25 protein-coding genes are annotated in these 25,894 nt (G+C 44.9%); 21 read left to right on the top strand and 4 right to left on the bottom strand.

The genetic code is table 11. The annotated features are described in order from the left end of the window. Nucleotides 1-87 precede the first annotated feature (87 nt). The gene (gene pyk, locus MKY52_RS00125; RefSeq protein ID WP_042186514.1) at nucleotides 88-1,506 is read left to right on the top strand and encodes a pyruvate kinase; all 1,419 of its coding nucleotides are present in this window, start codon (nucleotides 88-90) and stop codon (nucleotides 1,504-1,506) included. Nucleotides 1,507-1,625: 119 nt separating this feature from the next. Here pyk and MKY52_RS00120 read toward each other — a convergent pair whose 3' ends face one another. Next, nucleotides 1,626-2,321, bottom strand: a complete 696-nt coding sequence (locus tag MKY52_RS00120; protein WP_341049181.1) for a G1 family glutamic endopeptidase — start codon at nucleotides 2,319-2,321, stop codon at nucleotides 1,626-1,628. Between the two features lie 109 nt (nucleotides 2,322-2,430). On the opposite strand from MKY52_RS00120, the gene MKY52_RS00115 reads away from it, so the two are divergent. The 3 genes from MKY52_RS00115 to MKY52_RS00105 are packed head-to-tail and all read left to right on the top strand — an operon-like array spanning nucleotide 2,431 to nucleotide 4,572. Beyond that, nucleotides 2,431-3,612, top strand: a complete 1,182-nt coding sequence (locus tag MKY52_RS00115; protein WP_341049180.1) for an MFS transporter — start codon at nucleotides 2,431-2,433, stop codon at nucleotides 3,610-3,612. A 37-nt stretch (nucleotides 3,613-3,649) separates the two neighbouring features. Then, complete coding sequence (locus MKY52_RS00110; RefSeq protein WP_042186522.1) at nucleotides 3,650-4,177, top strand: acyl-CoA thioesterase; 528 nt, start codon at nucleotides 3,650-3,652, stop codon at nucleotides 4,175-4,177. Next, entirely contained in the window at nucleotides 4,174-4,572 is a 399-nt protein-coding gene (locus MKY52_RS00105) for an FxsA family protein (RefSeq protein ID WP_042186523.1), read from the top strand. Before MKY52_RS00110 ends, MKY52_RS00105 begins: the two co-directional genes overlap by 4 nt. A gap of 91 nt (nucleotides 4,573-4,663) precedes the next feature. Here MKY52_RS00105 and ytvI read toward each other — a convergent pair whose 3' ends face one another. Next, the gene (ytvI, locus tag MKY52_RS00100) at nucleotides 4,664-5,779 is read right to left on the bottom strand and encodes a sporulation integral membrane protein YtvI (RefSeq protein ID WP_076283318.1); all 1,116 of its coding nucleotides are present in this window, start codon (nucleotides 5,777-5,779) and stop codon (nucleotides 4,664-4,666) included. A gap of 395 nt (nucleotides 5,780-6,174) precedes the next feature. Between ytvI and MKY52_RS00095 the strand changes: the two genes are divergently transcribed. The 5 genes from MKY52_RS00095 (at nucleotide 6,175) to MKY52_RS00075 (ending at nucleotide 11,417) form a co-directional block, all read left to right on the top strand. Continuing rightward, nucleotides 6,175-7,287 (top strand): citrate/2-methylcitrate synthase, encoded by a 1,113-nt coding sequence (locus MKY52_RS00095; RefSeq protein ID WP_042186527.1) that lies wholly within the window; start codon nucleotides 6,175-6,177, stop codon nucleotides 7,285-7,287. A 151-nt stretch (nucleotides 7,288-7,438) separates the two neighbouring features. After that, nucleotides 7,439-8,734, top strand: a complete 1,296-nt coding sequence (icd, locus tag MKY52_RS00090; protein WP_042125986.1) for an NADP-dependent isocitrate dehydrogenase — start codon at nucleotides 7,439-7,441, stop codon at nucleotides 8,732-8,734. A gap of 56 nt (nucleotides 8,735-8,790) precedes the next feature. Continuing rightward, nucleotides 8,791-9,732: a malate dehydrogenase gene (mdh, locus tag MKY52_RS00085; protein WP_341049179.1), complete on the top strand. Its 942-nt coding sequence runs from the start codon at nucleotides 8,791-8,793 to the stop codon at nucleotides 9,730-9,732. A gap of 173 nt (nucleotides 9,733-9,905) precedes the next feature. Next, the gene (locus MKY52_RS00080) at nucleotides 9,906-10,334 is read left to right on the top strand and encodes a hypothetical protein (RefSeq protein WP_042125989.1); all 429 of its coding nucleotides are present in this window, start codon (nucleotides 9,906-9,908) and stop codon (nucleotides 10,332-10,334) included. 213 nt (nucleotides 10,335-10,547) lie between these two features. Beyond that, nucleotides 10,548-11,417, top strand: a complete 870-nt coding sequence (locus tag MKY52_RS00075) for an SDR family oxidoreductase (RefSeq protein ID WP_042186532.1) — start codon at nucleotides 10,548-10,550, stop codon at nucleotides 11,415-11,417. Between the two features lie 88 nt (nucleotides 11,418-11,505). On the opposite strand, the gene yfbR is transcribed toward MKY52_RS00075, so the two are convergent. Then, nucleotides 11,506-12,111 carry a 5'-deoxynucleotidase gene (gene yfbR, locus MKY52_RS00070; RefSeq protein WP_143764010.1) on the bottom strand — a complete coding sequence of 202 codons (606 nt, stop codon included), beginning with the start codon at nucleotides 12,109-12,111 and terminating at the stop codon, nucleotides 11,506-11,508. 102 nt (nucleotides 12,112-12,213) lie between these two features. On the opposite strand from yfbR, the gene MKY52_RS00065 reads away from it, so the two are divergent. The 11 genes from MKY52_RS00065 (at nucleotide 12,214) to MKY52_RS00015 (ending at nucleotide 24,769) form a co-directional block, all read left to right on the top strand. Beyond that, nucleotides 12,214-13,776 (top strand): fumarate hydratase, encoded by a 1,563-nt coding sequence (locus tag MKY52_RS00065; RefSeq protein WP_341053308.1) that lies wholly within the window; start codon nucleotides 12,214-12,216, stop codon nucleotides 13,774-13,776. 195 nt (nucleotides 13,777-13,971) lie between these two features. After that, the gene (locus tag MKY52_RS00060) at nucleotides 13,972-14,358 is read left to right on the top strand and encodes a VOC family protein (protein WP_042186537.1); all 387 of its coding nucleotides are present in this window, start codon (nucleotides 13,972-13,974) and stop codon (nucleotides 14,356-14,358) included. A 180-nt stretch (nucleotides 14,359-14,538) separates the two neighbouring features. Next, nucleotides 14,539-16,335 carry a two-component system histidine kinase PnpS gene (pnpS, locus tag MKY52_RS00055; protein ID WP_076300910.1) on the top strand — a complete coding sequence of 599 codons (1,797 nt, stop codon included), beginning with the start codon at nucleotides 14,539-14,541 and terminating at the stop codon, nucleotides 16,333-16,335. Between the two features lie 109 nt (nucleotides 16,336-16,444). Continuing rightward, nucleotides 16,445-17,173: a response regulator transcription factor gene (locus tag MKY52_RS00050; RefSeq protein WP_042125998.1), complete on the top strand. Its 729-nt coding sequence runs from the start codon at nucleotides 16,445-16,447 to the stop codon at nucleotides 17,171-17,173. Between the two features lie 199 nt (nucleotides 17,174-17,372). Next, entirely contained in the window at nucleotides 17,373-18,128 is a 756-nt protein-coding gene (gene pstB / locus MKY52_RS00045) for a phosphate ABC transporter ATP-binding protein PstB (protein WP_042186541.1), read from the top strand. Between the two features lie 73 nt (nucleotides 18,129-18,201). Then, a complete protein-coding gene (phoU, locus tag MKY52_RS00040; RefSeq protein ID WP_042186547.1) occupies nucleotides 18,202-18,861 on the top strand; it encodes a phosphate signaling complex protein PhoU in 660 nt (219 codons plus the stop codon). A gap of 309 nt (nucleotides 18,862-19,170) precedes the next feature. Continuing rightward, nucleotides 19,171-21,840, top strand: a complete 2,670-nt coding sequence (gene polA, locus MKY52_RS00035; protein WP_341049178.1) for a DNA polymerase I — start codon at nucleotides 19,171-19,173, stop codon at nucleotides 21,838-21,840. Nucleotides 21,841-21,892: 52 nt separating this feature from the next. Continuing rightward, complete coding sequence (gene mutM / locus MKY52_RS00030; RefSeq protein WP_042186551.1) at nucleotides 21,893-22,729, top strand: DNA-formamidopyrimidine glycosylase; 837 nt, start codon at nucleotides 21,893-21,895, stop codon at nucleotides 22,727-22,729. 127 nt (nucleotides 22,730-22,856) lie between these two features. Then, complete coding sequence (locus MKY52_RS00025) at nucleotides 22,857-23,603, top strand: MntP/YtaF family protein (RefSeq protein WP_076283314.1); 747 nt, start codon at nucleotides 22,857-22,859, stop codon at nucleotides 23,601-23,603. A gap of 9 nt (nucleotides 23,604-23,612) precedes the next feature. Next, a complete protein-coding gene (gene coaE / locus MKY52_RS00020; protein WP_076300911.1) occupies nucleotides 23,613-24,209 on the top strand; it encodes a dephospho-CoA kinase in 597 nt (198 codons plus the stop codon). Next, nucleotides 24,206-24,769 carry a lytic transglycosylase domain-containing protein gene (locus tag MKY52_RS00015; RefSeq protein WP_076283312.1) on the top strand — a complete coding sequence of 188 codons (564 nt, stop codon included), beginning with the start codon at nucleotides 24,206-24,208 and terminating at the stop codon, nucleotides 24,767-24,769. Before coaE ends, MKY52_RS00015 begins: the two co-directional genes overlap by 4 nt. Nucleotides 24,770-24,848: 79 nt before the next feature. Here MKY52_RS00015 and MKY52_RS00010 read toward each other — a convergent pair whose 3' ends face one another. After that, entirely contained in the window at nucleotides 24,849-25,067 is a 219-nt protein-coding gene (locus MKY52_RS00010) for an alpha/beta-type small acid-soluble spore protein (protein ID WP_042126012.1), read from the bottom strand. Between the two features lie 164 nt (nucleotides 25,068-25,231). Here MKY52_RS00010 and nrdR point away from each other — a divergent pair, with 164 nt between their 5' ends. Next, a complete protein-coding gene (gene nrdR / locus MKY52_RS00005) occupies nucleotides 25,232-25,708 on the top strand; it encodes a transcriptional regulator NrdR (RefSeq protein ID WP_042126015.1) in 477 nt (158 codons plus the stop codon). Nucleotides 25,709-25,894: the final 186 nt, after the last annotated feature.

The raw sequence follows: 25,894 nt of genomic DNA, 5'->3' as shown, positions 1-25,894 counted from the left end.
AGTTCCTATTTAATTAGTTAGCCTTGTAGTAGATTTTGTAGTTGGAAAAAGTGAGACAGAGAGAACGAAAAAACGGAGGAAAACCTAATGCGGAAAAGTAAAATTGTATGTACGATCGGACCTGCGAGTGAATCGTTGGAGAATATCAAAAAATTGATTTTGGCTGGTATGAATGTGGCCCGTTTGAATTTCTCCCACGGCGATTTTGAAGAGCATGGTGCTCGGATTAAAACGATCCGTCAAGCATCTAAGGAACTGAACAAAACTGTTGCTATCCTGCTCGATACAAAAGGACCGGAGATTCGCACAGGCAAGTTGGAAGTAGAACCGATTGAACTAGTTCAGGACGAGTACCTGACACTAACTACGGAAGAAATCCTTGGCACCCAAGAACGTATTTCCATCACGTACAGCGAGCTTCCTAATGATGTTCAAGTAGGCTCCACCATCCTTATTGATGACGGTCTGATTGGTTTGACAGTTGTCGACATTCAAGGAACTGAAATCAAGACCCGTATTGTAAACGGTGGTACGATCAAGAGCAAGAAGGGCGTTAACGTACCAGGAGTAAACATCTCCTTGCCGGGTATTACGGAAAAAGACACCAACGATATTCTTTTTGGTATCGAACAGGACATCGATTTTATCGCCGCTTCCTTCGTTCGCAAAGCTAGCGACGTTCAGGAAATTCGTGAGCTGCTTTCGAAAAACAACGCTTCTCACATTCAAATCATTTCCAAAATCGAAAACCAACAAGGTGTTGACAACCTTGATGAAATTTTAGAAGCTTCCGATGGCCTGATGGTTGCTCGTGGTGACCTTGGTGTTGAAATTCCAGCTGAAGATGTACCTTTGGCTCAAAAATTGATGATTCAAAAATGTAACGTTGCTGGCAAACCAGTAATCACAGCTACACAAATGCTGGATTCTATGCAACGTAACCCACGTCCTACTCGCGCTGAAGCAAGTGACGTAGCAAACGCTATTTTCGACGGAACAGATGCAATCATGCTTTCCGGAGAAACTGCTGCTGGTAAATATCCAGTAGAATCCGTTCTTACAATGTCCCGTATTGCTGAGAAAGCGGAGTCCGCTCTGGACCACCGTGAAATTTTCTCAAAACAACAAACTTTACAAGAAACTACAGTTACAGAAGCTATCAGCCAATCCGTTGCAATTTCCGCTTTGGATCTGAACGCTAAGGCTATTCTTTCTTCGACTGTTACAGGTCATACTGCACGCGTTGTTTCCAAATACCGTCCTAAAGCACCAATCATTGCTGTTACGACACAAGAAAGAACTATGCGTCAATTGTCCCTCGTTTGGGGCGTAACGCCAGTATTCGGTAAAGTAGCTACTTCCACAGATGAATTGCTTGAAACAGCAATCCAAGGTGGTAAGGACTCCGGTCTGGTTCAAGCTGGCGACCTAGTTGTGATTACTGCAGGAATTCCACTTGGACGTTCCGGTTCCACTAACTTGGTAAAAGTAAGCACAATCGAGTAGTACTCGACTGAGCTTTGCCTGATTCGTAGATTTTACGCAAAATAGAAGAGCTGTCTCAGATGTAGTGAAAATCTACAAATGAGGCAGCTCTTTTTTTTGTGCTGAATCCATTTATGCTGTTAGTATATACGTTTGACGCTAAAAGAGTCCCCTCGAGGGCTTGGACTGGAAGGAACCGCAACGGTGGTGCTATTCTGGACCATGATCCCTCCATTAGAAAGAGTTAACCTAGGTCGTTTTCCATTGATTCGGCAGCAGTTGAAGCAGGTAGTGCCCACGCGGGCCAGCTTTGCGATGGAACCATCGACCTCAGGAGCCTCCATAATCCATTCGCCGGAGGTCTGCGGACCAGTATATCGCTGAAGCGTTCGGAAGGTCCAATTTCGGCTTAAATTCAGGAGTGTGATAGACCACTTCGTGTGGCTTATTTTTGTGATAGTACCCTTCATATGATCTCCGGGGTATACTGGAAAAGGGATTACGGTCTCGACGTCAGGTAGTATTTCCCACCAGGCGTAATAACGGGCAATCCCATTTACGAATTCATGACCTGTTCCCGTCTGAATAAGGCTGCTGTTCTTGAAGCCGTCGATGCCAATCCATGCGGAGGAATAGGTGGATTTATGGGTTGGTCTTACGTATGGGACGGTCCATTCGCCGGAAATGCGATTGAAAGCGCCTTTTCTACCAGTAACAGTGTAGCCACTCCAGTTCTTAGATGACCAGCCAAAGGCAGAGCTTTGTCTATTGCTCGCATTAGATTTGTCTGTTAGACAAGGATGATTTACCATGAGAGAGTTATATTTTATGCTCAACTTGTCCACCGCCTTTATAGTACTGCTATATTAAATGCGATGATTACATATGAAGTACGGGTGTTCTGTTAAAATATAAAAATATAAAGTTGGAGGACTCATAGTACAAATGGAAAAATTATCGAAGCTGCGCGGCTTTTATCTATTTTTAGGATTGGCCGGCGGTTCATTTGGCTCTTATCTTTCGCTGCTGCTGGTCCATAATGGACTTAATAGTGGACAGATAGGTATACTAATGGCAACAGGCACACTAGTTGCAATTACCATTCAGCCGATGTGGGGGATTATCTCTGATCGGTATAATCAGACGCGTTTAGTACTAATCCTAAGTGTGGCGGTTCCGGCCTTACTAGCCGTCTTTTATCGTTCGGAATATTTCATTGTACTTCTTCTGGTGTATACGTGCTCAACGATCTTCTCCTCTACACAGGCTCCTATAGCCGATTCTTACGCGATCTCGGCGGCGAATAGAGCTGGAGCCACTTACGGTAGCATCCGGCTTATGATGAGCATTGGAGCGGCTCTGGGAGCTTATGCAGGAGGGGTATACGTATCTACCTTCTCTGTATCCACGATATGGCTACCTTTTCTCTTTTTTAATCTGATTGCAGTCCTTATTGCGTTTACATTGCCGAAGCAGGCGGAAGAGAATCATATGATGAGGCAATCATTTACTCAGGGGGTAAGACAACTGCTGGGGAATCGGGTCTTCCTTGCGTTTTTGGGTGGCAGCTTTCTTGTGAACCAGACGATGGCAGCTTTTGGTACATACTTTGTAATCGCTTTTCAATCGGTTGGAGGGTCTACACGCTATGCAGGGATTGCGCTCTTTCTCGCATCGGTGACGAATGTGCCTTCCATGCTGTTTGCTTCTAAGGTGATTAAGAGGTTGGGTCGTGAGCGGACCTTGCTCCTTGGGGCTCTTATTTATGTTTTGCGGTGGGGTATTCAGGTTGCCTTTCCTTATCCAACGGTAATGATCGGAGTGCAAGTGCTGCATGGTCTTTCATTTGGGTTCTTTTATATTGCTGCAGTCGAATATGTATCTCAGATCACGTCTAACGAGATGCAGGCCACTGGCCAAAGTGTATTTAATATGGTGTTTGCAGGTTTTTCTGGCATTGTCGGTAATTTACTGAATGGATTCTTGCTCAATCAAGGCGGGGTAGAAGTAATGAATCTGTCTTGTATGTTGAGCTCTATCGCAGGAGCAATGCTGCTGTTCTATGTTGCCAGAAGCTCTCGGCGCAAATTATCGACGCCGCTATCTTCAGGCGGGGCCCAGGCTTAACGCTTCCTTGCTGCTATGCTGAAAGGAGTATTTATAGATGGAATTAGAACGAGCTGGCTTGCCCAGCCGATGGTATAAGTCGACCCTGCGTGTTCGCTATCAGGAAAGTGATCAGATGGGTGTCGTGTATCATGCGAATTATTTGAACTGGTTTGAGTCTGGTCGTACGGAGATGTTTCGTCAGGTTGGTTTTACTTATCGCGAACTTGAGAAACAAGGCGTCTTACTTCCTGTCACCTCAGCAGATTTGCAATTTAAAAGTCCGGCGCGATATGATGATCTTATCTCCGTGTATGCGCGAATGACTACCTTCTCAGCGTTACGAGTCGTATTTGAGTATCAAGTGCGGAGGCTTTCGGAAGAAGAAGGTGGAAATTCAGAAGATTTATTGGCTACTCTAGGGGAGTTGCGGTCGATGGATCCACCTGGGGAGCTGCTGGTTACCGGCACGACAAGTCATGTTTGGGTGAACCAGGAATGGAGGCCTGCTAGGCTGGATAGAGCCCTTCCAGAGCTCTTTCACGCAATAAAAGAGGCGCTGCGGGAAGAAGGGGGTTCAGTATGATTAGAAGCAAATGGTTATGGGCTGGACTATTTATTATTCCTGCTGTGGAATTATTCGGTTTTATCTACGTAGCAGATCAACTTGGAGCATTTAAAACGTTGCTGCTTATGCTGACCACTTCAGTAATCGGTCTACTAATGATGCGATTTGAAGGTAAGAAAGTGCTGCAGGACAGCAGAACACATATGCAGGAGGGCCGCGTTCCTGGTCGGACGATGCTGGATGGTTTATGTATTTTTTTCGGAGGATTGCTACTGATATTGCCGGGTTTCGTAACCGATATTGTCGGTTTCACGTTAGTATTTCCATTAACTCGGCCTTTGTACCGTATATTTTTGCTGAAGTGGATTGAGAAGAAGATGAAGAATGGCACCTTCACCTTTTACCGTCGTTAGTATCCTGTTTACAACGATAACAGAGCGGACCCCTGTCATTGCTGAAGGGCCCGCTCTGTTTGCTATTTTACGAAATGATGATTATCGGTTCCTACCTTAATCTGCCGCTAACAATGTAGCTGTGCAAAGCTCGGAATACGCCCGCTCGGTTAAAGGCAACAAGGACTACTAGGACAACGGGACCGATGATCAGCCCCAGCATACCGAACAACTGCAGACCGGCGAACATGCCAATCAACATGGCAAGGGGATCGAGCCCGATGCTGCTGGCGAGCACTTTCGGCTCAAGCACCTGCCGGGTAATAAGAATAACAGCGTAAAGTATGGATAGTCCTATCCCTAGTGCCAGATTGTCCGTCATATAAGAATATAACGCCCAAGGCAGCATCACAATTCCCACACCGAGATAAGGCAATAGATCCACAAAGCCAATCATTAAGCCGATAGCAAATGCAGACTTCACACCCAGCAGCAGCAGCCCGATTACTACAATGATCGCTGTGATGGAGATCAGGATGACCTGTGCGCGAAGATAACCGAAGAGCGCCCTGCGTAAATCTCTCCAGATATCTGACACAGGCTTTAGGAATACTGTCGGCAGCCAGCCTGTAAGCTTATCATTATGACGCTCCCAACTCGTACTAATGAAAAAGGCAGCAAGGACAACCACGATAAGAATCGTACCCATACTAGGAAGTGCGGAAATCAGTTTCAATATTACATTAAAAAATCCCGTGACCACTTGCGTGACTGCGTAACCTACAGTTTCCGTTGTTCTGCTGATATTGCTGTCAATCGTAGCATGATAGTCAGGATTATCTCGGTAGAATTGATTAATCTGGTTGATGATGTTCTGAATGCTTGCATTCTGGCTTAAGGACATCAGAAGATCCTTCCATTGGTCGGTGTGGAGATTAAAGGTTTGCAGCAAGACGATCAATTCTTTTACGAGTCTTGTAATCATCGCGGTTAAGACTAGTGTAATTCCGCCTATGTAAAATAGCAGCGCGAGTGATACCGCAAGCCAGCTTGGTAATTTAAAGCCTTTAAGAATAAGTACTAATGGATGCATGATATATGCGAGCAGCCAAGCGAGCAACAGGGGGTATAACAGCGGAAGTAATAAATAGATTGCGAGCAGGAGGATGGAAGTTGCCAGAACGACCCACAGGCCGCGCAGCAGTCTTTTTAATACCAAACGATCCATACCGAGACCACACCTTCTTCATTCCTGCATAGACAGGGGAATAAGAGCTCGTCTTCATATATATTCATAGGATCGATTTAAAGACTAGAATGCGGGATAAATATTAGAATGGGCCGGAATCTCTAAACTGAAATGGAAAAATTGAATCAGAGGATTAGAAGTTTTTTTCTATCTCTCTGATAAAATCATTTGATGCGCTCCAAAGCTTCCACATTGTTCACATAACCGACAAAATCCAGTATGATGAATAAAGATACGAAGCATGTTGGTCATACAGCATTCCTGACGGAAATGTTCTTACACGCACTTATTAGATTTTTTAATGCTTTGAATTGGAAATGTTTTCATGGAACTAAGATTGTTTTTATACCTTGTTGGCAAAGGAGAGATATGCTATGACAGCTACCAAAGGCTTGGAAGGTATCGTTGCAACAACTTCATCCATTAGTTCTATTGTGGATGGTGTACTCACTTACCGCGGTTATGATATTGATGAACTTGCAGAACATGCTACCTTCGAAGAAACAGCTTATTTGTTATGGTTCGGCAGTCTGCCGACGGTGCCAGAGCTGGAAGCGCTCAAGCGGGATCTTAGTGCCTTCGCACAGATTCCTGAACAGGTAATCGAGCAAATGAAGCTCTATCCAAAAGACGCCAACACCATGGCAGCATTGCGGTCGGCTGTATCAAGCCTTGCTCTCTATGATGAAGCGGCTGACGATATGAGCAGAGAAGCGAACGAGATTAAGGCGGTAAAACTGCAGGCACAACTCCCAACAATTGTGGCGGCACTGTCGCGTATTCGCAAGGGGCTTGAACCAGTGGCTCCGAAAGAAGGCGTTTCTATTGCTGAGAACTTCCTGTATATGCTGTGGGGAAAAGAGCCGGACAGCGTATCTGTCAAAGCACTTGATACCGCACTTGTTCTTCATGCGGACCATGAGCTGAATGCTTCAACTTTTGCTGGCCGGGTTACAGTTGCGACATTATCCGATATTTATTCTGGGGTCACCTCCGCTATTGGTGCGCTCAAAGGCCCGCTTCACGGTGGGGCGAATGAAGCAGTTATGAAGATGCTAGAGGAGATCGGAAGTTTGGAAGCGGTTGAACCGTTTATCCGTAAGAAACTGGATAACCGTGAGAAAATCATGGGCTTCGGTCATCGAGTATATAAGAATGGTGATCCACGTGCAAAACATTTGATGAAAATGTCGCTGGAGCTTGGCACGATGAAAAATGACACCACCCTTTACGACATGTCCGTAAATATTGAACAATTGATTACCGGGCAAAAGGGATTAAGACCGAATGTTGATTTCTATTCGGCTTCTGTTTATACACAGCTAGGCATAGATCGTGAACTGTTCACTCCTATTTTTGCAATTAGCCGGACTTCAGGTTGGACTGCGCATATTCTGGAGCAATATACAGATAACCGCATTATTCGTCCACGTGCAGAATACACGGGTATGGTTGAACAGAAATACGTTCCAGTAGACGAAAGATAGAAGAGCAGCCTTGCGGGCTGCTCCTAAAGTTTAGTAGAATGAACCCTAGCAATAGTGTTTTAAATTTTTGATTTTAATGATGATGAGAGTTTTGTTCGATGCTTGTCAATGCTATTTAAATCCCACAAAACTTTAGGAGGAATACACTCAAATGTTGAAACTAGAAAAATTCGATCTACCTACAGAAGGCGAACAAATCACGATTAAAGAAGGAAAACTACAAGTTCCGAATAATCCAATCATTCCTTTTATCGAGGGTGACGGCACAGGCCGTGATATTTGGAAAGCTTCCAAGCGCGTACTTGATGCAGCAGTAACTAAAGCTTATGGTGGCACTAAGCAAATCGCTTGGTACGAAGTATTTGCTGGCGAAAAAGCTTTCAATACATATGGTGAATGGTTGCCAAATGATACGTTGGAAGCAATCCGCGAATATTTTGTGGCGATCAAGGGACCACTTACTACTCCAATCGGAGGCGGTATTCGTTCATTGAATGTAGCTTTGCGTCAAGAATTGGATTTGTACGTATGTCTGCGTCCAGTTCGTTATTTCCAAGGTGTTCCTTCTCCTGTTAAACGTCCTGAGCTGGTGGATATGGTTATTTTCCGTGAGAATACAGAGGATATCTATGCAGGGATTGAATATCAAGAAGGCTCTGCTGAAGTGAAGAAAGTCATCGAATTCCTGCAAAAAGAAATGGGAGTTAACAAAATCCGTTTCCCTGAAACTTCTGGTATTGGTATCAAACCGGTATCCTCCGAAGGTTCGAAGCGCTTGGTGCGCGCTGCAATTGAATATGCGATCAAGCACGGACGTAAGAGCGTAACGCTTGTTCACAAAGGAAACATCATGAAGTTCACTGAAGGTGCCTTCAAAAACTGGGGTTATGAAGTAGCTGAGCAAGAGTTCGGAGATAAGGTCTTCACGTGGAGTCAATATGATGTGATTAAGGAACGTGACGGTGAGGCTGCCGCTAATGCTGCTCAGAAGGATGCTGAAGCTGCTGGCAAAATCATTATCAAGGATGCAATTGCGGATATCGCACTGCAACAAGTTCTGACTCGTCCAACTGATTTCGATGTTATTGCTACGTTGAACCTGAACGGGGACTACCTGTCCGACGCACTGGCTGCACAAATCGGCGGCATCGGCATCGCTCCTGGAGCGAACATTAACTACATTACTGGCCACGCCATCTTTGAAGCTACCCATGGTACAGCTCCTAAATATGCAGACAAAGACGTTGTGAATCCTGGTTCTGTTATTCTGTCCGGCGTAATGCTCTTGGAGCACTTGGGCTGGCAGGAAGCAGCGGACCTGATTTATAAAGGTATGGAAACTGCTATCAACAATAAGACCGTGACTTATGACTTTGCCCGTCTGATGGAAGGTGCAACTGAGCTGAAATGCTCCGCATTTGCAGACGAAATTATTAACCACCTATAGGTTAGATTAGCCAGATAACATTAGCCTTACCTTTATCATTTCTAGGAGGCGAATCTGTGGCGATCAAGCGTTATAAAATTACAGTGGTAGGCGCCGGTTTTACCGGCGCTACTACAGCTCTTATGTTAGCTCAAAAGGAACTTGGAGACGTTGTGCTGCTCGATATTCCACAAATGGAAAACCCAACCAAGGGTAAGGCGCTTGACATGCAAGAAGCAGGTCCTGTGCAGAGATTCGACAGTCATATTATAGGAACCTCAAGTTATGAAGATGCTGTAGATTCTGATATTGTAATAATCACTGCAGGGATTGCCCGTAAACCTGGGATGAGCCGCGACGATCTTGTGAATATCAATGCAGGGATTGTAAAGTCGGTATGCGAGAACGTAAGAGATGTAGCACCGGAATCCATCGTAATTATTTTGAGTAATCCGGTAGATGCGATGACTTATGCTGCATTTGAAGCGTTAGGCTTTCCGAAAAACCGCGTAATTGGACAATCCGGCGTGCTGGATACAGCGCGTTACTGCACTTTTATTGCACAAGAGCTGAACGTATCCGTTGAAGATGTACGTGGTTTCGTAATAGGCGGACACGGCAATGATATGGTACCGCTCGTTCGTTATTCTAGTGTCGGAGGCATTCCAATCGATACATTGATTCCTACGGATCGTATCGAGGAGATTGTGAAGCGTACACGTGTGGGTGGCGGGGAAATCGTTGACCTTTTAGGAAATGGTAGTGCGTATTATGCTCCTGCAGCCTCTTTAGTTCAGATGACGGAAGCGATCTTGAAGGATAAGAAACGGATCATTCCGGTTATTGCCTTGCTTGAAGGCGAATATGGTTATGACAATCTGTTTCTAGGCGTTCCAGCTCTTCTTGGTGCGAATGGGATTGAGAAGATCTTTGAACTGGAGCTTACGGCTGAGGAGAAAGCGGCTTTAGATAAGTCCGCAGAGTCCGTACGTAACGTAACAGCAATATTATCTGTGTAGATTGTGTCAGATGAAAAAGGAGGGTCCTTAAGGCTGTGAAATGGCTTAAGGGCGCTCTCTTTTTTTATATCAACAACTTCAAAGAATGGACACCTAAGTTGCTTTTCTTATTCTAATATTATGGGTATAATTATATGTAACTATTATCACAGTTAAATTGGAGGAGATATGATATGGATTGGAACGTTTTGTTTTTCTTACATATGATCGGGACGCTGGCACTAGGATTTTACCTTGTACTGCCTTTCATCATCGGTCGTGCTGAAAAATTGTCGCCTGCAGCAAAAGAAGGTACGTTAAGTGCAGTTACTGGATTTAACCGCTTTGCACAGTACGGTTTAGTGATTCAACTACTTACAGGTGGTTACATGATGACCAAAGGTGATTATTCTGTAGCATGGATGATCATTATCGTTGTATTGTTGCTAGCAATGTTTGCGCTTGGTGGTATTATGAGCAAGCCTTTGCGTCTTGCTGCTGCTGGAATTCGTGAGAACCGTGATGTCAAAGCAGAAACAGGCAAATTGCGTACGCTTAGTGCGCTACTGTCCGTGTCATTGCTGCTGATGGTATTCTTCATGGTATTTAACGATATTATTTAATCTGTAGCACTATGAGCCCGCTTCCGTAATGGAGAGCGGGTTTTTTTGTGTTCAAAAAAACTTCGGATTGTTTGATTCTCTCAGCCATGTGGTAAGTAACTTTTCATACAGTAATTTTAAAAAAATGATAAAGCCGGCGTATAAACGTATACGCTTGAGCCATCCTAAGACGATCAGTTAACTATTAATTACTTAACGAGAGGAGCTAGGATTATGTCAAACGACAAACAAGCTACGAAAACCTTACCCCCGCAAGAACAGCATCATCAACCAGGAATTGAGAGCGAAATGAAGCCGTTGCCGAAATATGAACCGGCTAATTATAAGGCGGCAGGTAAATTGCAGGGCAAGGCGGCACTTATTACTGGAGGAGACAGCGGGATCGGACGGGCAGTGGCTGTTCTTTTTGCAAAAGAAGGCGCCGATGTAGTTATTTCATATCTGAATGAACACTCTGATGCAGAGGAAACGAAACGCCAGGTGGAGCAGGAAGGTCGCAAATGCATTCTGATTCCAGGAGATATTGGTGTAGAAACCTTCTGTAAAGATCTCATTAAACAGACGGTAGAGGGCCTCGGGAAACTGGATATTCTCATCAATAACGCGGCGGAGCAACATCCACAAGCTAAGATCGAGGATATTACGTCCGAGCAGCTAGAGCGTACATTCCGTACGAATATTTTTGCAATGTTTTATTTGACCAAAGCGGCTATGCCTCATCTAAAAGCAGGATCAGCTATCATTAATACGACTTCGATTACCGCTTATCGTGGTAGTCCACAATTACTGGACTATTCGTCAACGAAAGGAGCCATTCTGAGCTTCACGCGTTCCTTATCTACAAATCTGGCAGAGAAAGGCATTCGGGTAAATGGCGTTGCTCCGGGACCAATTTGGACACCGCTTATTCCATCTACTTTTGATGCAAAGCAGGTTAGTGAGTTCGGCGGTACGCAGCCTATGAAGCGACCGGGACAACCGGAGGAGCTGGCCCCAGCTTATGTATATCTAGCCTCCGACGATTCGAGTTATGTGACCGGACAAGTTATCCATGTAAATGGTGGCGAGGTCGTAAATGGGTAGACGCTCAGCCAACCAAACCTAGATACTTATTTAAAAAGCTCTAATTCAGGGTTAGCCGAATTAGAGCTTTTTGTATTGATCTTGGGATTTAGTTTCCAGCAGACAGCTCATCGAGCGACATTTCAAAGCTCGGAGCCATATGAGTGAGGAAATAATCTACTTCCTGTAAGCCGAGTCCGCGTAGCTTCGCACCTGTCTGCTCTTTCGCCGCTGCGAATTCACGGTTGCCCGCAGCAACCTCCCAGACACACTTTAGGTAAGCATCCAGTCGATCGGCTGCCTTAACATAGCTGTGCAGCAGAACGTCCTCCGAATCGGGAGAACTGTCTTCTGGCTGCATGAGCTGCGTGTAAATGCCCTGAAGCTCGGGAGGAATCATACCGGTCAAGCGTTCCGCAGCAATTCTTTCCATTTCGCGGAAGCTGGTAAGTAGCCGAGGATTATTGTATTTCACTGGTGTGGCAATGTCACCCGTGAATACTTCGCTGGCATCATGGAACAGGGCCATAGTTGCTGCTCTTTCAGCGTTTAATGAACGTCCATAATGAATATTACCAATGGAACAGAGCATATGTGTGAGCAGAGCTACATGGAAAGAATGCTCGGCAACGTTCTCAGGTGCGGTGCTGCGCATTAGGCTCCAGCGCTGAATATATTGAAGCCGATATAAATAGGCGGAAAAATGGTAGTTCAATTTTAAAGTAACCCCTTTCATGAGCTGCTAGGTATGATATTATTATACTAATTGTATCAGACTTTTGATAATCTGGATCTGCTGAGAGGAGCTTGAATGAATATGCAGCATTTTGAAGACAGCATTTATAATCTAATTGTTGAAACGTCCACGAACTTGCCGGGTGATGTACGCCGGGCGGTCGCCAAGGGTCGCGCACTAGAGGACAGAGCTACCCGGTCAGGTCTTGCGTTAACTACTATTGCTCAAAATATCGGAATGGCTGAGCAGCAAGTATCACCAATCTGTCAGGATACGGGAATGCCTACATTTATCATTCACACACCTGTGGGAATCAATCAGATTGAGATGAAAAAAGATATTCACAACGCCATTGTACGGGCGACCAAGAATGGTAAGCTTCGTCCAAATTCTGTAGATTCATTGACAGGTGAGAACAGCGGAGATAATTTGGGAGCAGGTACACCGGTCATTCATTTTGAACAATGGGAAGAGGAAAAAATAGATGTCAGACTGATTCTGAAGGGTGGCGGCTGCGAGAATAAGAATATTCAATACAGCCTTCCAGCAGAATTAGAAGGATTGGGCAAGGCAGGCCGTGATCTGGACGGAATTCGTAAATGTATTTTACATGCTGTTTATCAGGCACAAGGGCAAGGCTGTAGCGCTGGTTTTATTGGTGTTGGTATCGGCGGCGACCGCACAACTGGCTATGAGCTGGCTAAGAAGCAGCTGTTCCGCAAAGTGGAGGATGTTAATCCAATAGAGGATCTCAGCAAACTGGAAGACTACATCATGGAGAATGCCAATAAGTTGGGTATTGGAACGATGGGCTTTGGTGGGGAAGTTTCGCTGCTTGGTTGTAAGGTTGGCGTTATGAATCGTTTGCCAGCCAGCTTTTTCGTATCTGTTGCCTACAACTGTTGGGCTTTCCGTCGCCAAGGTGTGCTGGTTGATCCGTCAACAGGCAATATAGAGGACTGGTTGTACGAGAGTGGTACAGGGATTTCGGTTGATGATGGACGGGACCAGGCGTCGGAAACGGAAGTGGAGGATGCAGGTGAAGACAATGCAGCTACTGGATCTCGCGAAGTCCACCTGACTACACCGATTAGTGAAGAGGATATCCGTAGTTTACGAGTTGGGGATGTAGTGATTTTATCCGGTGAAATGCATACGGGCCGCGACGCACTTCATAAATATCTAATGGATCATGAGGCTCCGGTGGATTTGAACGGTGCAGTTATCTATCACTGTGGTCCTGTAATGATGAAGGACGAGGAAGGCTGGCATGTTAAAGCAGCGGGTCCGACTACTAGTATCCGTGAAGAGCCCTATCAAGGCGATATTATCAAAAAATTTGGAATTCGTGCCGTTATCGGAAAAGGTGGAATGGGTCCAAAAACGTTAAAAGCACTTCAGGAGCACGGAGGCGTATATCTCAATGCGATTGGTGGCGCTGCACAGTATTATGCGGAATGCATCAAGAAGGTAAATGCTGTTGATTTTATGGAATTTGGCATTCCTGAAGCAATGTGGCATTTGGATGTGGATGGTTTCGCTGCTATTGTAACGATGGATGCCCATGGTAACAGTCTGCACGCAGATGTAGAGAAAGATTCCGCAGCAAAATTAACTCAGTTTAAAGAACCTGTATTTAAATAAGTCGGGTACAGTCCGGTGAATTAGTCATAAAGTGGGGACATCCGCTGCTATGGCTTTTTCTCCGGTTTTATCGAAAATATAAGAATTTATATGTTCCACGCTATAATTTATCCTTATATTCCTCGTATAATCACTTAGCGTCCATATAGATAGGGACGCCGAAGGTGTTTATGCTTGTCTAAAGGAGGTTTACGAATGGTACCACATTATATTAGAAATGGTCTTCTTAACGTTACTCCGTATTTTATCGTGGCTGGTGCAGATCAATTGATTGATTTTGTTGTGAACTGCTTTGATGCAAGAATTAATGATATGCTGCGGAATGATGAAGGCAAGATTAGACATGCAGAACTTAGAATAGGAGATTCGATCATCGAGGTTTCCGAGGCTAATGAGAAATATTCACCAGTACAGCTCGCTATTCATCTATATGTAAGAAATGTGGATGAGACCTTTCGTAAGTGCTTGGATGCCGGGGCATCCATCATTGAAGAACCATTAGATAAGCCTTATGGAGAAAGAGGAGCGGGTATTAGAGATACACAGGGCAATCAGTGGTTTCTTGCAACCTGTATAGAATGAAATCATGATATTTTACAAAAGTAATACAAAGTAACAGTCCAGAGATAATCAACTTGGGCTGTTATTTTTATATAATCTATTATAGTAGGGATTTATGTCACGAAAATAGTAGCCCTGGTTTTTTGATGAAAATGAAGTTAGGATAAAAGATACAATGAAAAAGGGAGAGGCACACTTCAGATGAAACCGTTTCGCGCTCGTCTTACGTTTATACTTATGGCCTTAATCGGTATTTCCATGATTGGCACTGGATTTACGATGGCTCATCTGTTTAAGAGCTCCCATATAGCTGCTCTCGAAGAGAACATGTCCCGGGAAATAAATCTACTTGCAGGCACATTGGAATTTGTAGATATGAACGCCACCAATGCCATTCCGTATTACACGGAGCAGGCAGAGCATGTCGCCGAGCTTCTAGATTCCCGGATTACTTTTATCAGTAAGTCAGGTGAAGTTTTAGGGGATTCAGAGAAAAATCCTCTGGAGATGGATAATCACGCCAATCGTGAAGAGGAGATTGTTGCGGCTAAAGAGGGGACTGGACGAGCCATTCGTTACAGCGAAACTTTAGATCGCGAGATGTTATATGTAGCTGAGCGGGTGACCTCAGATCATGGTTTTGACGGTTACATTCGGGTCTCAATGGGACTGGATGCAGTAACGGAAGGGCTTAACCGTGCTTGGATGATTATGGCAGGGGGGTTAGTTGTTTTGTTCCTGGCAGCAACTATTGTCAGCTACAAAGTGGCATCGAGCATGACTTCACCGCTTGAACAAATCACGAGAGTCGCGCGGCGTATTACAGATCTTGATTATGATGCAAGAGTCCATTTGAAGCGTAAAGATGAGGTCGGGCAGCTGGCGACAGCGATAAATGCCATGGCTGACAGTCTTCAAGCTCAGCTTAAGACCATTCGTGATAATGAGGATCTGCTGCAGAGCGTACTGGACAATATGACTGGCGGCATCATAATGATCAATGCGGACGAAGAAATTGCCCTGCTGAACCGAGCCTCAGAGCGGATGCTGGATGTTAGCAACAGTGAAATGGCGGGTCATTCGTACAAGGAGCTAAAGCGTCATTATGAGTTAACACGTCTGCTTGAAGAAGGGGTATCGAATAAAGAACCGCTCCATGAAGAACGAAGTATTTACAATCCGAGAGAGCGGATTGTACGTATGGACGCAGTACCTATGATCCAGGATGGGACGTATAGAGGCATGCTCTTCCTGCTGCAGGAAGTAACAGAGATTCGTCGCCTGGAGCGGATGCGAAGTGAATTTGTCGCTAACGTATCCCATGAATTGAAGACGCCGGTTGCCGCTGTTAAAGGATTTGCCGAGACCTTGCTGGGTGGTGGGGTTAAGGATGAGAAGACAGCCCGTTCCTTCTTGCAAATTATTTATGATGAGAACGAACGCTTAAATCGATTGATTGGAGATATTCTGGAATTATCTAAAATCGAATCTAAACGTGTGCAGCTCGATTGCTCACCTGTTCATATCATTGAATTCTTTGATTCCGTGCTGGGAACCATTAGCAAAGTGGCTGAGAAGAAAAGTATTAGTCTTAACGTAGAGGTTCCTGAGGAGCTGTTCATTGAGGCCGATGAAGATAAACTACGTCAAATTTTTATGAATCTGCTCTCCAATGCGATTAATTACACGCATGAAGGGGGTAGCGTAAAAGTCTACGTTAAGAATATACTGAAGCCAGATGGTTCAGAGAATGTCCAATTTACCGTTACCGATACAGGGATGGGGATTCCCAAAAAGGATCTGCCGCGCATTTTCGAACGTTTTTATCGAGTGGATAAAGCAAGATCAAGAAGTTCCGGTGGAACGGGGCTGGGACTGTCTATTGTGAAGCACTTGATAGATCTGCACCATGGTGTGATTTCGGTTAAAAGTGATCTGGGGATCGGAAGTTCATTTATTATTGAGTTGCCGCTCTTGCAGGAAGAAAAGGTGGATTAGATTTTTGTAAATTCATCTTATTGATTTTACACCAAGTTAACATTGTGGTGATATGATTGTTTTGTTGTTGCTTTGTAAAAATCAAACTATATGGAAGACGGGGGAACCTATGGCTCAACGATTGCTTGTCATTGAAGACGAACCGACACTGGCCCGGCTGCTGTCCTATAACTTAACGCAGGAAGGTTACGAGGTAACAGTAGAGGATCATGGTACGGCAGGATATGATCGTGCGACGAGGGAACCTTTTGACTTGATCGTATTAGATCTGATGTTGCCAGGTATGAATGGCATTGACATCCTTGATAAATTGCGTGGACAAGGTATCCGAACACCTATTATTGTGTTGACCGCCAAAAATGCGGAAGAAGATGTTGTTAGAGGGCTGAAATCAGGTGCTGATGATTATATAACCAAACCATTCGGCGTCTCTGAACTGCTCGCTAGAGTAAGTGCTGTACTTCGGAGGATTTCTGGGCTTGCTGAGGAAGCACCGACAGAAACACCTATCTCTGCTTCTACCATTATTTTAGGTCAATTAGAGATTTACCCTGAGAGATATGAAGTCTCCCTCGGTGGTCATAGTATTAACTTACGGCCTAAAGAGTTCGAAGTGCTATTATATTTGGCTCGTAAGCCAGGGGTTGTGTTGACGAGAGATGATCTCATGAATGCTGTATGGGGCTTTGATTATATTGGTGGGCAGCGTACGGTGGACGTGCATGTGAGTTCACTTCGTAAAAAGCTTGAGCTGGATCCAGAATCCGTTCATATCGATTCGATTCGAGGCGTAGGCTATAAATTAGTGGTTAATAAAAAAAGAGCTCCGGTCATTTAGAGTGACTGGAGTTCTATTTTTTCTATACTTTTCATAAATAAGAAATGCTCGGAGTACTAGTTGGCTTCTGGGGAAATACTGTGATGTGGACCCATTCATCTCACTGATTTTACATTGCGTTAACATTTCTCTCCAACTGTATTTACACTAAAAGCTTATCATGGAGATCGAAGATGATGAGAAGGAGACGTAAACACTAATGAAATCCATCATTGACATAGAGAATCTTGATCTCTACTATGAGTCGTTCCACGCACTGAAGAATGTGAATCTGCAAATCCCGGAGAAACAGGTTACCGCTTTTATTGGACCTTCCGGTTGCGGGAAATCCACGTTGCTTCGCACATTGAATCGTATGAATGATATGATTCCTGGCACACGTATAGAAGGAACTGTAAACATCGGTGGCAAAAATATTTATAGTGATGAGGTAGAGGTGGAAAGCCTGCGTAAGCAGGTCGGTATGGTGTTTCAACAGCCGAATCCTTTTCCTAAGTCGATTTACGACAATGTAGCTTACGGTCCCCGTTTACACGGCATCCGTTCCAAAAGTGAACTGGATGAGATCGTAGAAAAAAGCTTGCGTCACTCCGCCCTATGGGAGGAAGTGAAAGATTTTCTGAAGAAATCTGCCCTTAGCTTGTCTGGTGGACAGCAGCAGCGGCTTTGTATTGCTAGAGCGCTAGCGGTACAGCCGGATATTCTGCTAATGGATGAGGCAACCTCTGCGCTCGACCCTGTATCCACTCTCAAGATAGAAGAGCTTGTTCAGGAACTAAGAAGTGAGTATACCATTGTTATGGTAACTCATAACATGCATCAGGCCGCACGTGTATCCGGTCGAACCGTGTTTTTCTTAAATGGTGTAATTGTAGAGGCGGCGGACACAGAGGTGCTTTTCTCGAACCCTAAAGATTCCCGCACTGAAGATTATATTTCCGGACGTTTCGGCTGATCAGATTTAAAAGGGTGTTCGTCCCTGGAAATGGCAAGCTGACCATACGTTAATGAGGAGGATCGCTCTTATTATGATTCGCAGAAAAGAATTTGATAAAGACTTGGAAGAGCTGCGCAGTCTGCTGCAGCAGATGGGTGAGCATGTTAAGGATGCTCTTGAAGGTGCAATTAATGCATTACAAAATCTAGATACAACGCTCGCACAGGAAGTCGTTGAAGCGGATTTACAGCTGAATGCCATGGAAGATAAAATCATGGAAATTGGCTCACGCTTAATTATTACGCAGCAGCCCGTAGCTAAGGATTTGCGCCGCATTATCGTTGCCTTCAAAATATCAAGCGATTTGGAACGCATGGGGGATCTGGCGATTGATGTAGCTAAGGCGACCATGCGTCTTCAAGGCCAACAGCTGATTAAGCCCCTTGTAGACATTCCTCGTATGGCTGAAATCGTGACAATTATGATCGATGAGGCGATCCAGTCTTACCTGGATGAGAACACTGATCTGGCTTATAAAATGGCACAGGATGATGATCAGGTCGATCAATTATATGGTGCAATGATCAATGAGTTGTATTCTTATATGGTAACAAAGCCGGAGACAGTATCCCAAGCTATGTTATTGACACTGGTAGGCCGTTATATCGAACGGATTGGCGATCACGCTACTAACATTGGTGAAAGCGTAGTTTACCTGGTTACCGGTAGTCGTCCAGATTTGAATGAGTAGTGTTTTGCAAAAGATGTTCAGTGGCTGGTAATTACAGAGAGTGTTTGGACTTTCGGCCGCTGTTGTCTCCAGATTTATTTTATTTTAACCACCTTTAGTGGTGTAAATCCAGAGACAAAGGCGGGCGCTCTGCTCCTACAGTTCCAAACCTCTCCTCCATTACTTGCACCTTCACATCTTTTGTTTATTTTTAGGTAAATTGAGTAGCCGTCCTTATATTAGGACGGCTACTTGTTGTATAGCCGTTTCTACTTGGACAGGCCATATGTTAAGATGTAAGAAGTAAGCATGAAAAAGGCGAGGTGCACTATGGACAAGTTGATACTTATAGATGGAAATAATATTATTTACCGCGCATTCTTCGCGATGCCCCCGCTAACGAATACAGCAGGGCAACAGACGAACGCGGTGTACGGTTTCACAACGATGCTGCTCCGTTTAATTGAAGAACACAAGCCGACACATATGATTGTTGCTTTCGATGCAGGGAAAGTCACATTTCGGCATGAAGGTTATGAGGATTATAAAGGCGGTCGGCAAAAGACACCTCCCGAGCTCTCCGAGCAGTTTCCACTGCTGAAAGATTTGCTCAGAAATCTGGGTGTACCGCAGTTTGAAATTGGCAATTATGAGGCCGATGATATTATTGGAACCATTTCTCGCCAAGCAGATGAAGCAGGCCGGCAGGTTATGATCGTGTCGGGAGACAAGGATATGCTTCAATTGGCTTCCGAACATACGACCGTTGCGTTGATCCGCAAAGGAGTTACTGAGGTTGAGCTTTATGGACCAGAACAAATTCGTGAGAAATATGATTTAACACCCGAGCAGATCATCGACCTTAAGGGACTGATGGGTGATGCGAGTGATAACATTCCGGGCGTTCCGGGTGTTGGTGAGAAAACAGCACTCAAGCTGTTGCATCAATTCGGATCGGTTGAAGGTGTATTAGCAGGAACCGGTGAGCTTAAAGGTAAAATGAAAGAAAAGCTGGAAGCTCACGCGGAAGACGCTGTCATGAGTAAGAAACTGGCAACCATCTATCGTGAAGTGCCTCTTGAGCATTCGTGGGAAGATATGATCTTTAACGGAATTTCTGCGGATACAGCAGGACCCGCTCTCGCAAAATTAGAATTCAAATCACTTCTGGAAAGGTTGTCACTTAGTGCCTATGCTCCAGTAGCTGATGGAGAAGAGGGTGCAGCGGAAGTAGAAGCTGCTACACTTGATATTTCGATCGTGAGTGAAGATGAACTTGAGGCGCTAAATGAAGCGCTCCCTAGTATTTCGGCGCTGCATGTAGAATCCAATGGGGATAATCCGCATCGTGCCGAGGTGATCGGGGTAGGGCTATCTACTCTGGAGCGACATTATTATGTGCCGTTTGAATTACTACAGAAACCAGCGGCTGCGAAGCTACGCGACTGGTTAGGAGATGAGAAGGCTCCGAAGAGCGGATATGATCTTCACCGTGCTGATTTGGCACTGCATTGGCAGGGGATTGCTTTTGCAGGTGCAGCCCATGATGTGCAGCTGGCGGCTTATTTGCTGGATCCGACGGAAGCTAATCAGAACCTAAACGATCTCGCTACGAAATACGGCTTGCCAAGATTGTCACCTGATGAAGATGTATTTGGTAAAGGCGCCAAATATAAGATTCCTGAGCTTGAAATCTTAGGAAATCACGTCGCACGTAAGAGTGCTGCGGTACTTGGGATTGCTCAGAAGCAACAGCAGGAGCTTGTCGAGACAGCGATGACCGGACTGTTCGAAGATTTGGAGATGCCTTTATCACGTATTCTCGCGGATATGGAGAAACAAGGAATCGCAGTCAACGAAGAGGATCTTAAAGAGCTAGGTAAAGAATTCGAAGCTCAAATTTCTAAGCTGGTCACTGAAATATACGAATTAAGTGGCACGGAGTTCAATTTGAATTCACCAAAGCAACTGGGTGAAATTTTATTCGTTAAGCTAGGTTTGCCTGTTGTTAAGAAGACGAAGACAGGCTATTCCACCGATGCTGAGGTGCTTGAGAAACTAGCGCCTTATCATGACGTGGTACGTTTGATTTTGCAATATCGCACGATTGCGAAGCTCCAGTCTACATACGTAGAAGGACTTCTTAAAGAAATCTCTCCGAAAACAGGAAAGGTGCATACCTTCTATCGGCAGACGATTGCTGCGACAGGACGTCTTAGCAGCCAATTTCCGAACCTGCAGAACATTCCAATCCGCTTAGAAGAAGGACGTAAAATCCGTAAAGTGTTTGTTCCATCCGAACCGGGCTGGTCCATTCTGGCGGCGGACTATTCGCAGATTGAACTACGGGTACTTGCGCACATCTCCGGTGATGAGCGGATGAAGGAAGCTTTTCTCCATGATATGGATATTCACACGAAGACAGCGATGGATGTATTTGGAGTTACCGCCGATCAGGTTGATAGCAATATGCGTCGTGCTGCTAAAGCCGTTAACTTTGGTATCGTGTACGGAATCAGTGATTATGGTCTGTCGCAGAACTTGAATATTCCTCGCAAAGAAGCCGCTCAATTTATTGAGCAGTATTTCGAGGTATACCAAGGTGTACGTCGATATATGGATGATATCGTAGTTGATGCAAGGAAACATGGTTATGTAACCACGCTGCTGGAACGCCGTCGTTACTTGCCTGAGATTAATGCGAAGAACTTTAATCTACGTTCTTTTGCGGAACGTACGGCAATGAATACACCTATTCAAGGTACTGCCGCTGATATTATTAAGCTGGCGATGGTGCATATGGACAAGGCGTTATTTGAGCGTGGGCTAAAGAGCCGTATGCTGCTTCAGGTGCACGATGAGCTTGTATTCGAGGTGCCAGAGGATGAAATGGAGCTCATGAAGACGCTTTTGCCGGAAGTAATGGGTGGAGCATTGCAGTTATCTGTACCGCTTAAAGCAGAGGTAAGTTTTGGCAGCAACTGGTACGAAGCGAAATAGGCTCCCTTTAAGGTGTGCATATCAGCTATAATGTAGTTGAGGTGAAGACATCATGCCGGAATTACCGGAAGTAGAGACAGTCAAGAGAACACTGAATGATTTAGTTAATGGAAAGCAGATAGAGAGTGTAACCGTCCGGCTGGCCCGGATTATTCAGCGGCCGGATGATATTCAGGCTTTTGCCAACCTGCTCGCAGGTCATAGCATTGTTAATGTTGAACGAAGAGGGAAATTTTTGCGCATCGTGTTAGACGGTCTGGTGCTGGTATCTCATTTACGGATGGAGGGCCGTTACGGACTTTTTTCGAACGAAGATCCACTGGACAAGCATACGCATGTAATATTCCATTTTACCGATGGCACTGAGCTGCGTTACACGGATGTTCGTCAGTTTGGTACAATGCATCTTTTTCAGATTGGTGAAGACCTCCAGCTGCCTCCTCTTAATAAGCTAGGACAGGAGCCGCTGGAGCCATCCTTTACGCCGGAGAGGTTTAAGCAGATTGTATCAGGCAAAAGCACAAAAATTAAATCGCTGCTGCTGAATCAGGAATATATCGTTGGCATAGGTAATATTTATGTAGATGAGTCGTTACATCGTGCAGGGATACATCCTGAAGTCAGCGCCAAAGATCTTTCGGATGAGCAACTTGATCAGCTGCATCACGCTATTGTCAGTACGCTGACGGAAGCGGTAAACGCTGGTGGTTCGTCTGTAAAATCATATGTGAACGGTCAAGGTGAGAGCGGCACTTATCAGCAACAGCTGTTGATTTACGGTCGTAAAGATCAGCCGTGTAACCACTGTGGAACGATGATTGAGAAAACGGTTGTAGGTGGCCGCGGCACGCATTATTGTCCAAGCTGTCAGCGTAAGGTCGAAAACTGAAGAAGTAATTAGGTTGGCACCCACTACTTGTCCCGCCCATATACTGTGTGAAGAATGCTTAATAGAGAACGGAAGCTGAATGAAGTGTATTCTTCAGTGTTCCGGTTCTTCACAGGAGGGATTGCGGGTGCTCAGCCCATTTTTTTCACTAATATTACTAGCTTTTGCTTTGAGTTTGGATGGTTTTGGCGTTGGTATTACATATGGACTGCGTAAAATGAAAATACCATTGCTCTCCATTCTGATTATCTCGCTTTGTTCGGGGGTAGTTATCTGTGTATCTATGCAAGTGGGCGTTCTGCTTGCCAAGGTAGTGTCTCCACATGCAGCTTCTGAGGTTGGCGCTGTTATACTCGTGCTAATGGGGTGCTGGTCGCTCGTCCAGATGTTAATGCAGAAAGAGAAGGAACAGACAGGTGAGCGTAAAGTAGGTAGTGAAGAAAATGTGCTATCCACAGAAGCTCGGGCAGAGGTAGCTGTTGATACTGAAGATGTTGTAGAACAGGTTACCATGGCTCCTGAGCAGGCAAAGTCGGCTGTCTTTTCCCTTGAGTTACGACGATTGGGGATTGTTGTACAGATCTTACGTACTCCGTCTTCTGCAGATATGGATGATTCCGGGAGTATTTCTTCGATGGAGGCTATGCTGCTCGGGATTGCCCTCTCTCTAGATGCTTTTGGAGCTGGACTTGGCGCAGCATTGCTGGGGTTCAATCCGATATGGACATCACTTACAATTGCTCTGTTTAGTGGTACATTTCTATTGCTGGGCATGAAGACTGGATTAAGATTCGCCGGGAACTACTGGATGAAGCATGCTGCTGCACTACCCGCGTTATTATTAATTACAATGGGAATACTGAAGCTATTATGAGGTGAGTACATGATTATTGGCTTAACCGGAGGCATTGCATCCGGAAAAAGCACGGTGTCCGCACTGCTTGTGAGCAAGGGAGCGAGGCTGGTTGACGCGGATGTGATCGCCAGAGAAGTTATGCTCCCCGGTCATGAGGTGCTGGCTGCGGCTGTGAAACAATTCGGAAGCGAGATCCTCTCTTCGGATGGCACACTGAATAGGGGCAAGCTGGGGGACATTGTATTTCAAGACCCGGCGGCCCTGCAAGCCCTGAACAATCTGACGCATCCCGCAATCCGGCGGGAGATTAAAGAACGTATGAACAGCATGGAGGAAGAAGATCCAAAGAAGTTAACCATTGTGGATATCCCTCTTCTTTTCGAATCAGGACTCGAGAACATGTTCCATGAAATACTGGTGGTCTACGTGCCTCGTGAAGTGCAAATCGCTCGATTAATGGAACGTAACGGACTTTCTATAGAACAAGCAGAAGCACGCTTAAATGCACAGATGGATATTGAAGCGAAGCGTAACAAAGCGGACTATATCATTGACAACAGTGGCGAACTTGCGCACACTGAGCAACAGGTTGCTGTTCTTTGGGACAGGCTGGGCTTATCATGAAATGGTTACGTAAAAAAAGAGTCCTTCTTCTGTTATTCATTGGTTTTACTGCGATATTGTTTCTGAGTACGAACTGGATGTCCTGGTTTTATCCGATCCATTATAAAGATGAGATCCGTAAGCACAGCGTTACGTACGATATTGACCCATTTCTAGTGGCTTCGATTATCCGAGTGGAAACGAACTTCAAAACTGGACGAGAATCCAGAAAAGGTGCTATAGGTTTAATGCAGCTTATGCCGGATACCGCCAAATGGGCCCTTGAAAAAGCCAAGCTTCCTGATGTTTCTATGGAGGAGCTAAAGCATGAACCATCAGCAAATATTGAACTAGGTACCTGGTATCTTTCAACATTATCCCGTCAATTCGAAGGTAAACGTACAGCGGTTATCGCTGCATATAATGCTGGACCGGGTAAAGTTCAAAAATGGCTGGATGAGGGGATCTGGGATGGAACGGATGCTACGATTAAGGATATTCCGTTTGGTGAAACCCGCCATTATGTACAGCGCGTCAACTATTACTATGATCAGTACACGGATATTTACAACGAATTCTAAAACCGTGTTATGTATAAAAAGAAGCATTAAACGATCTTGCGATCGTTTAATACTTCTTCAGTAAGCTTATGTGGACAGGTTATTTGTATTGACCTGCCAATTGTTGTTCTGCCAGGGTTACAAGACGTTTAGTGATGTAACCACCGATCGAACCATTTTCATAAGAAGTTTTATTGCCTTGGTAACCATCTGGGGAAAGCGTGATTCCGAGTTCTTGGGCAACTTCATATTTAAGTTGTTCCAAAGCACCACGGGAATTTGGAGCTACAAGGTTATTGGAGCTGTTGTTTTGGCTCATTGCTGTTCACCTCCTCTGTTGGTAACTGTATTATGTGCCGGACTTGCCATAATCATTACAATAAAAAAACGGTGATTTCTGGAAAAAATGAAATAGCCCTTTAAAAGCCGGATGTTTAACATACCGGGACTAAAAACATTATGTAATAGGAAGTGATGAAGCTTATGAAATGCCCTTACTGCGATCACACAAATACTAAAGTGCTCGACTCGCGACCAGCGAATGAGAATAAGTCAATCCGCCGCAGGCGTGAATGTGAGCGTTGCAGCAAACGGTTTACAACCTTTGAAATGATCGAGGAAACACCGTTAATCGTGATCAAAAAAGACGGCAGCCGCGAGGAGTTCAGCCGTGATAAAATACTGCGTGGTCTTATCCGTGCTTGCGAGAAACGCCCCGTCTCTGTAGAACGTCTAGAGAAGATCGTCTCTGAGGTGGAGAAATCCCTACGCGGCATCGCCGTAGCTGAGGTAGAGAGCCAACAGATCGGTGAATTGGTTATGGAGCAGCTCTATCCAGTAGATGAGGTCGCTTACGTTCGCTTTGCATCCGTATACCGCCAGTTCAAGGATATTAACATGTTTATGAAGGAACTGAAGGGTCTGTTATCTAAGAGCACTGGGGATCTGGACAGATTGTAGGGTTGTGGCTAGTCTAATGACTAAAAAAAGTGTTGACAGCGAAGGCGATTTTTTATATTATATAGGAGTCGCCTACGGCGCTTGGATTTGTCAGAATGACTTAAATACACCGAACTAAATTTTAGAATGTGTGATTTCATACATCTGAAAATTACGTTTGGGGCCATAGCTCAGCTGGGAGAGCGC

The organism is Paenibacillus sp. FSL P4-0184 (assembly GCF_038004625.1).
In the GTDB taxonomy this organism is placed as follows: Bacteria; Bacillota; Bacilli; order Paenibacillales; family Paenibacillaceae; genus Paenibacillus_AQ.
The sequence above is the reverse complement of the archived record's forward strand: the minus strand, read 5'-3'. Positions and strand labels throughout refer to the sequence as shown.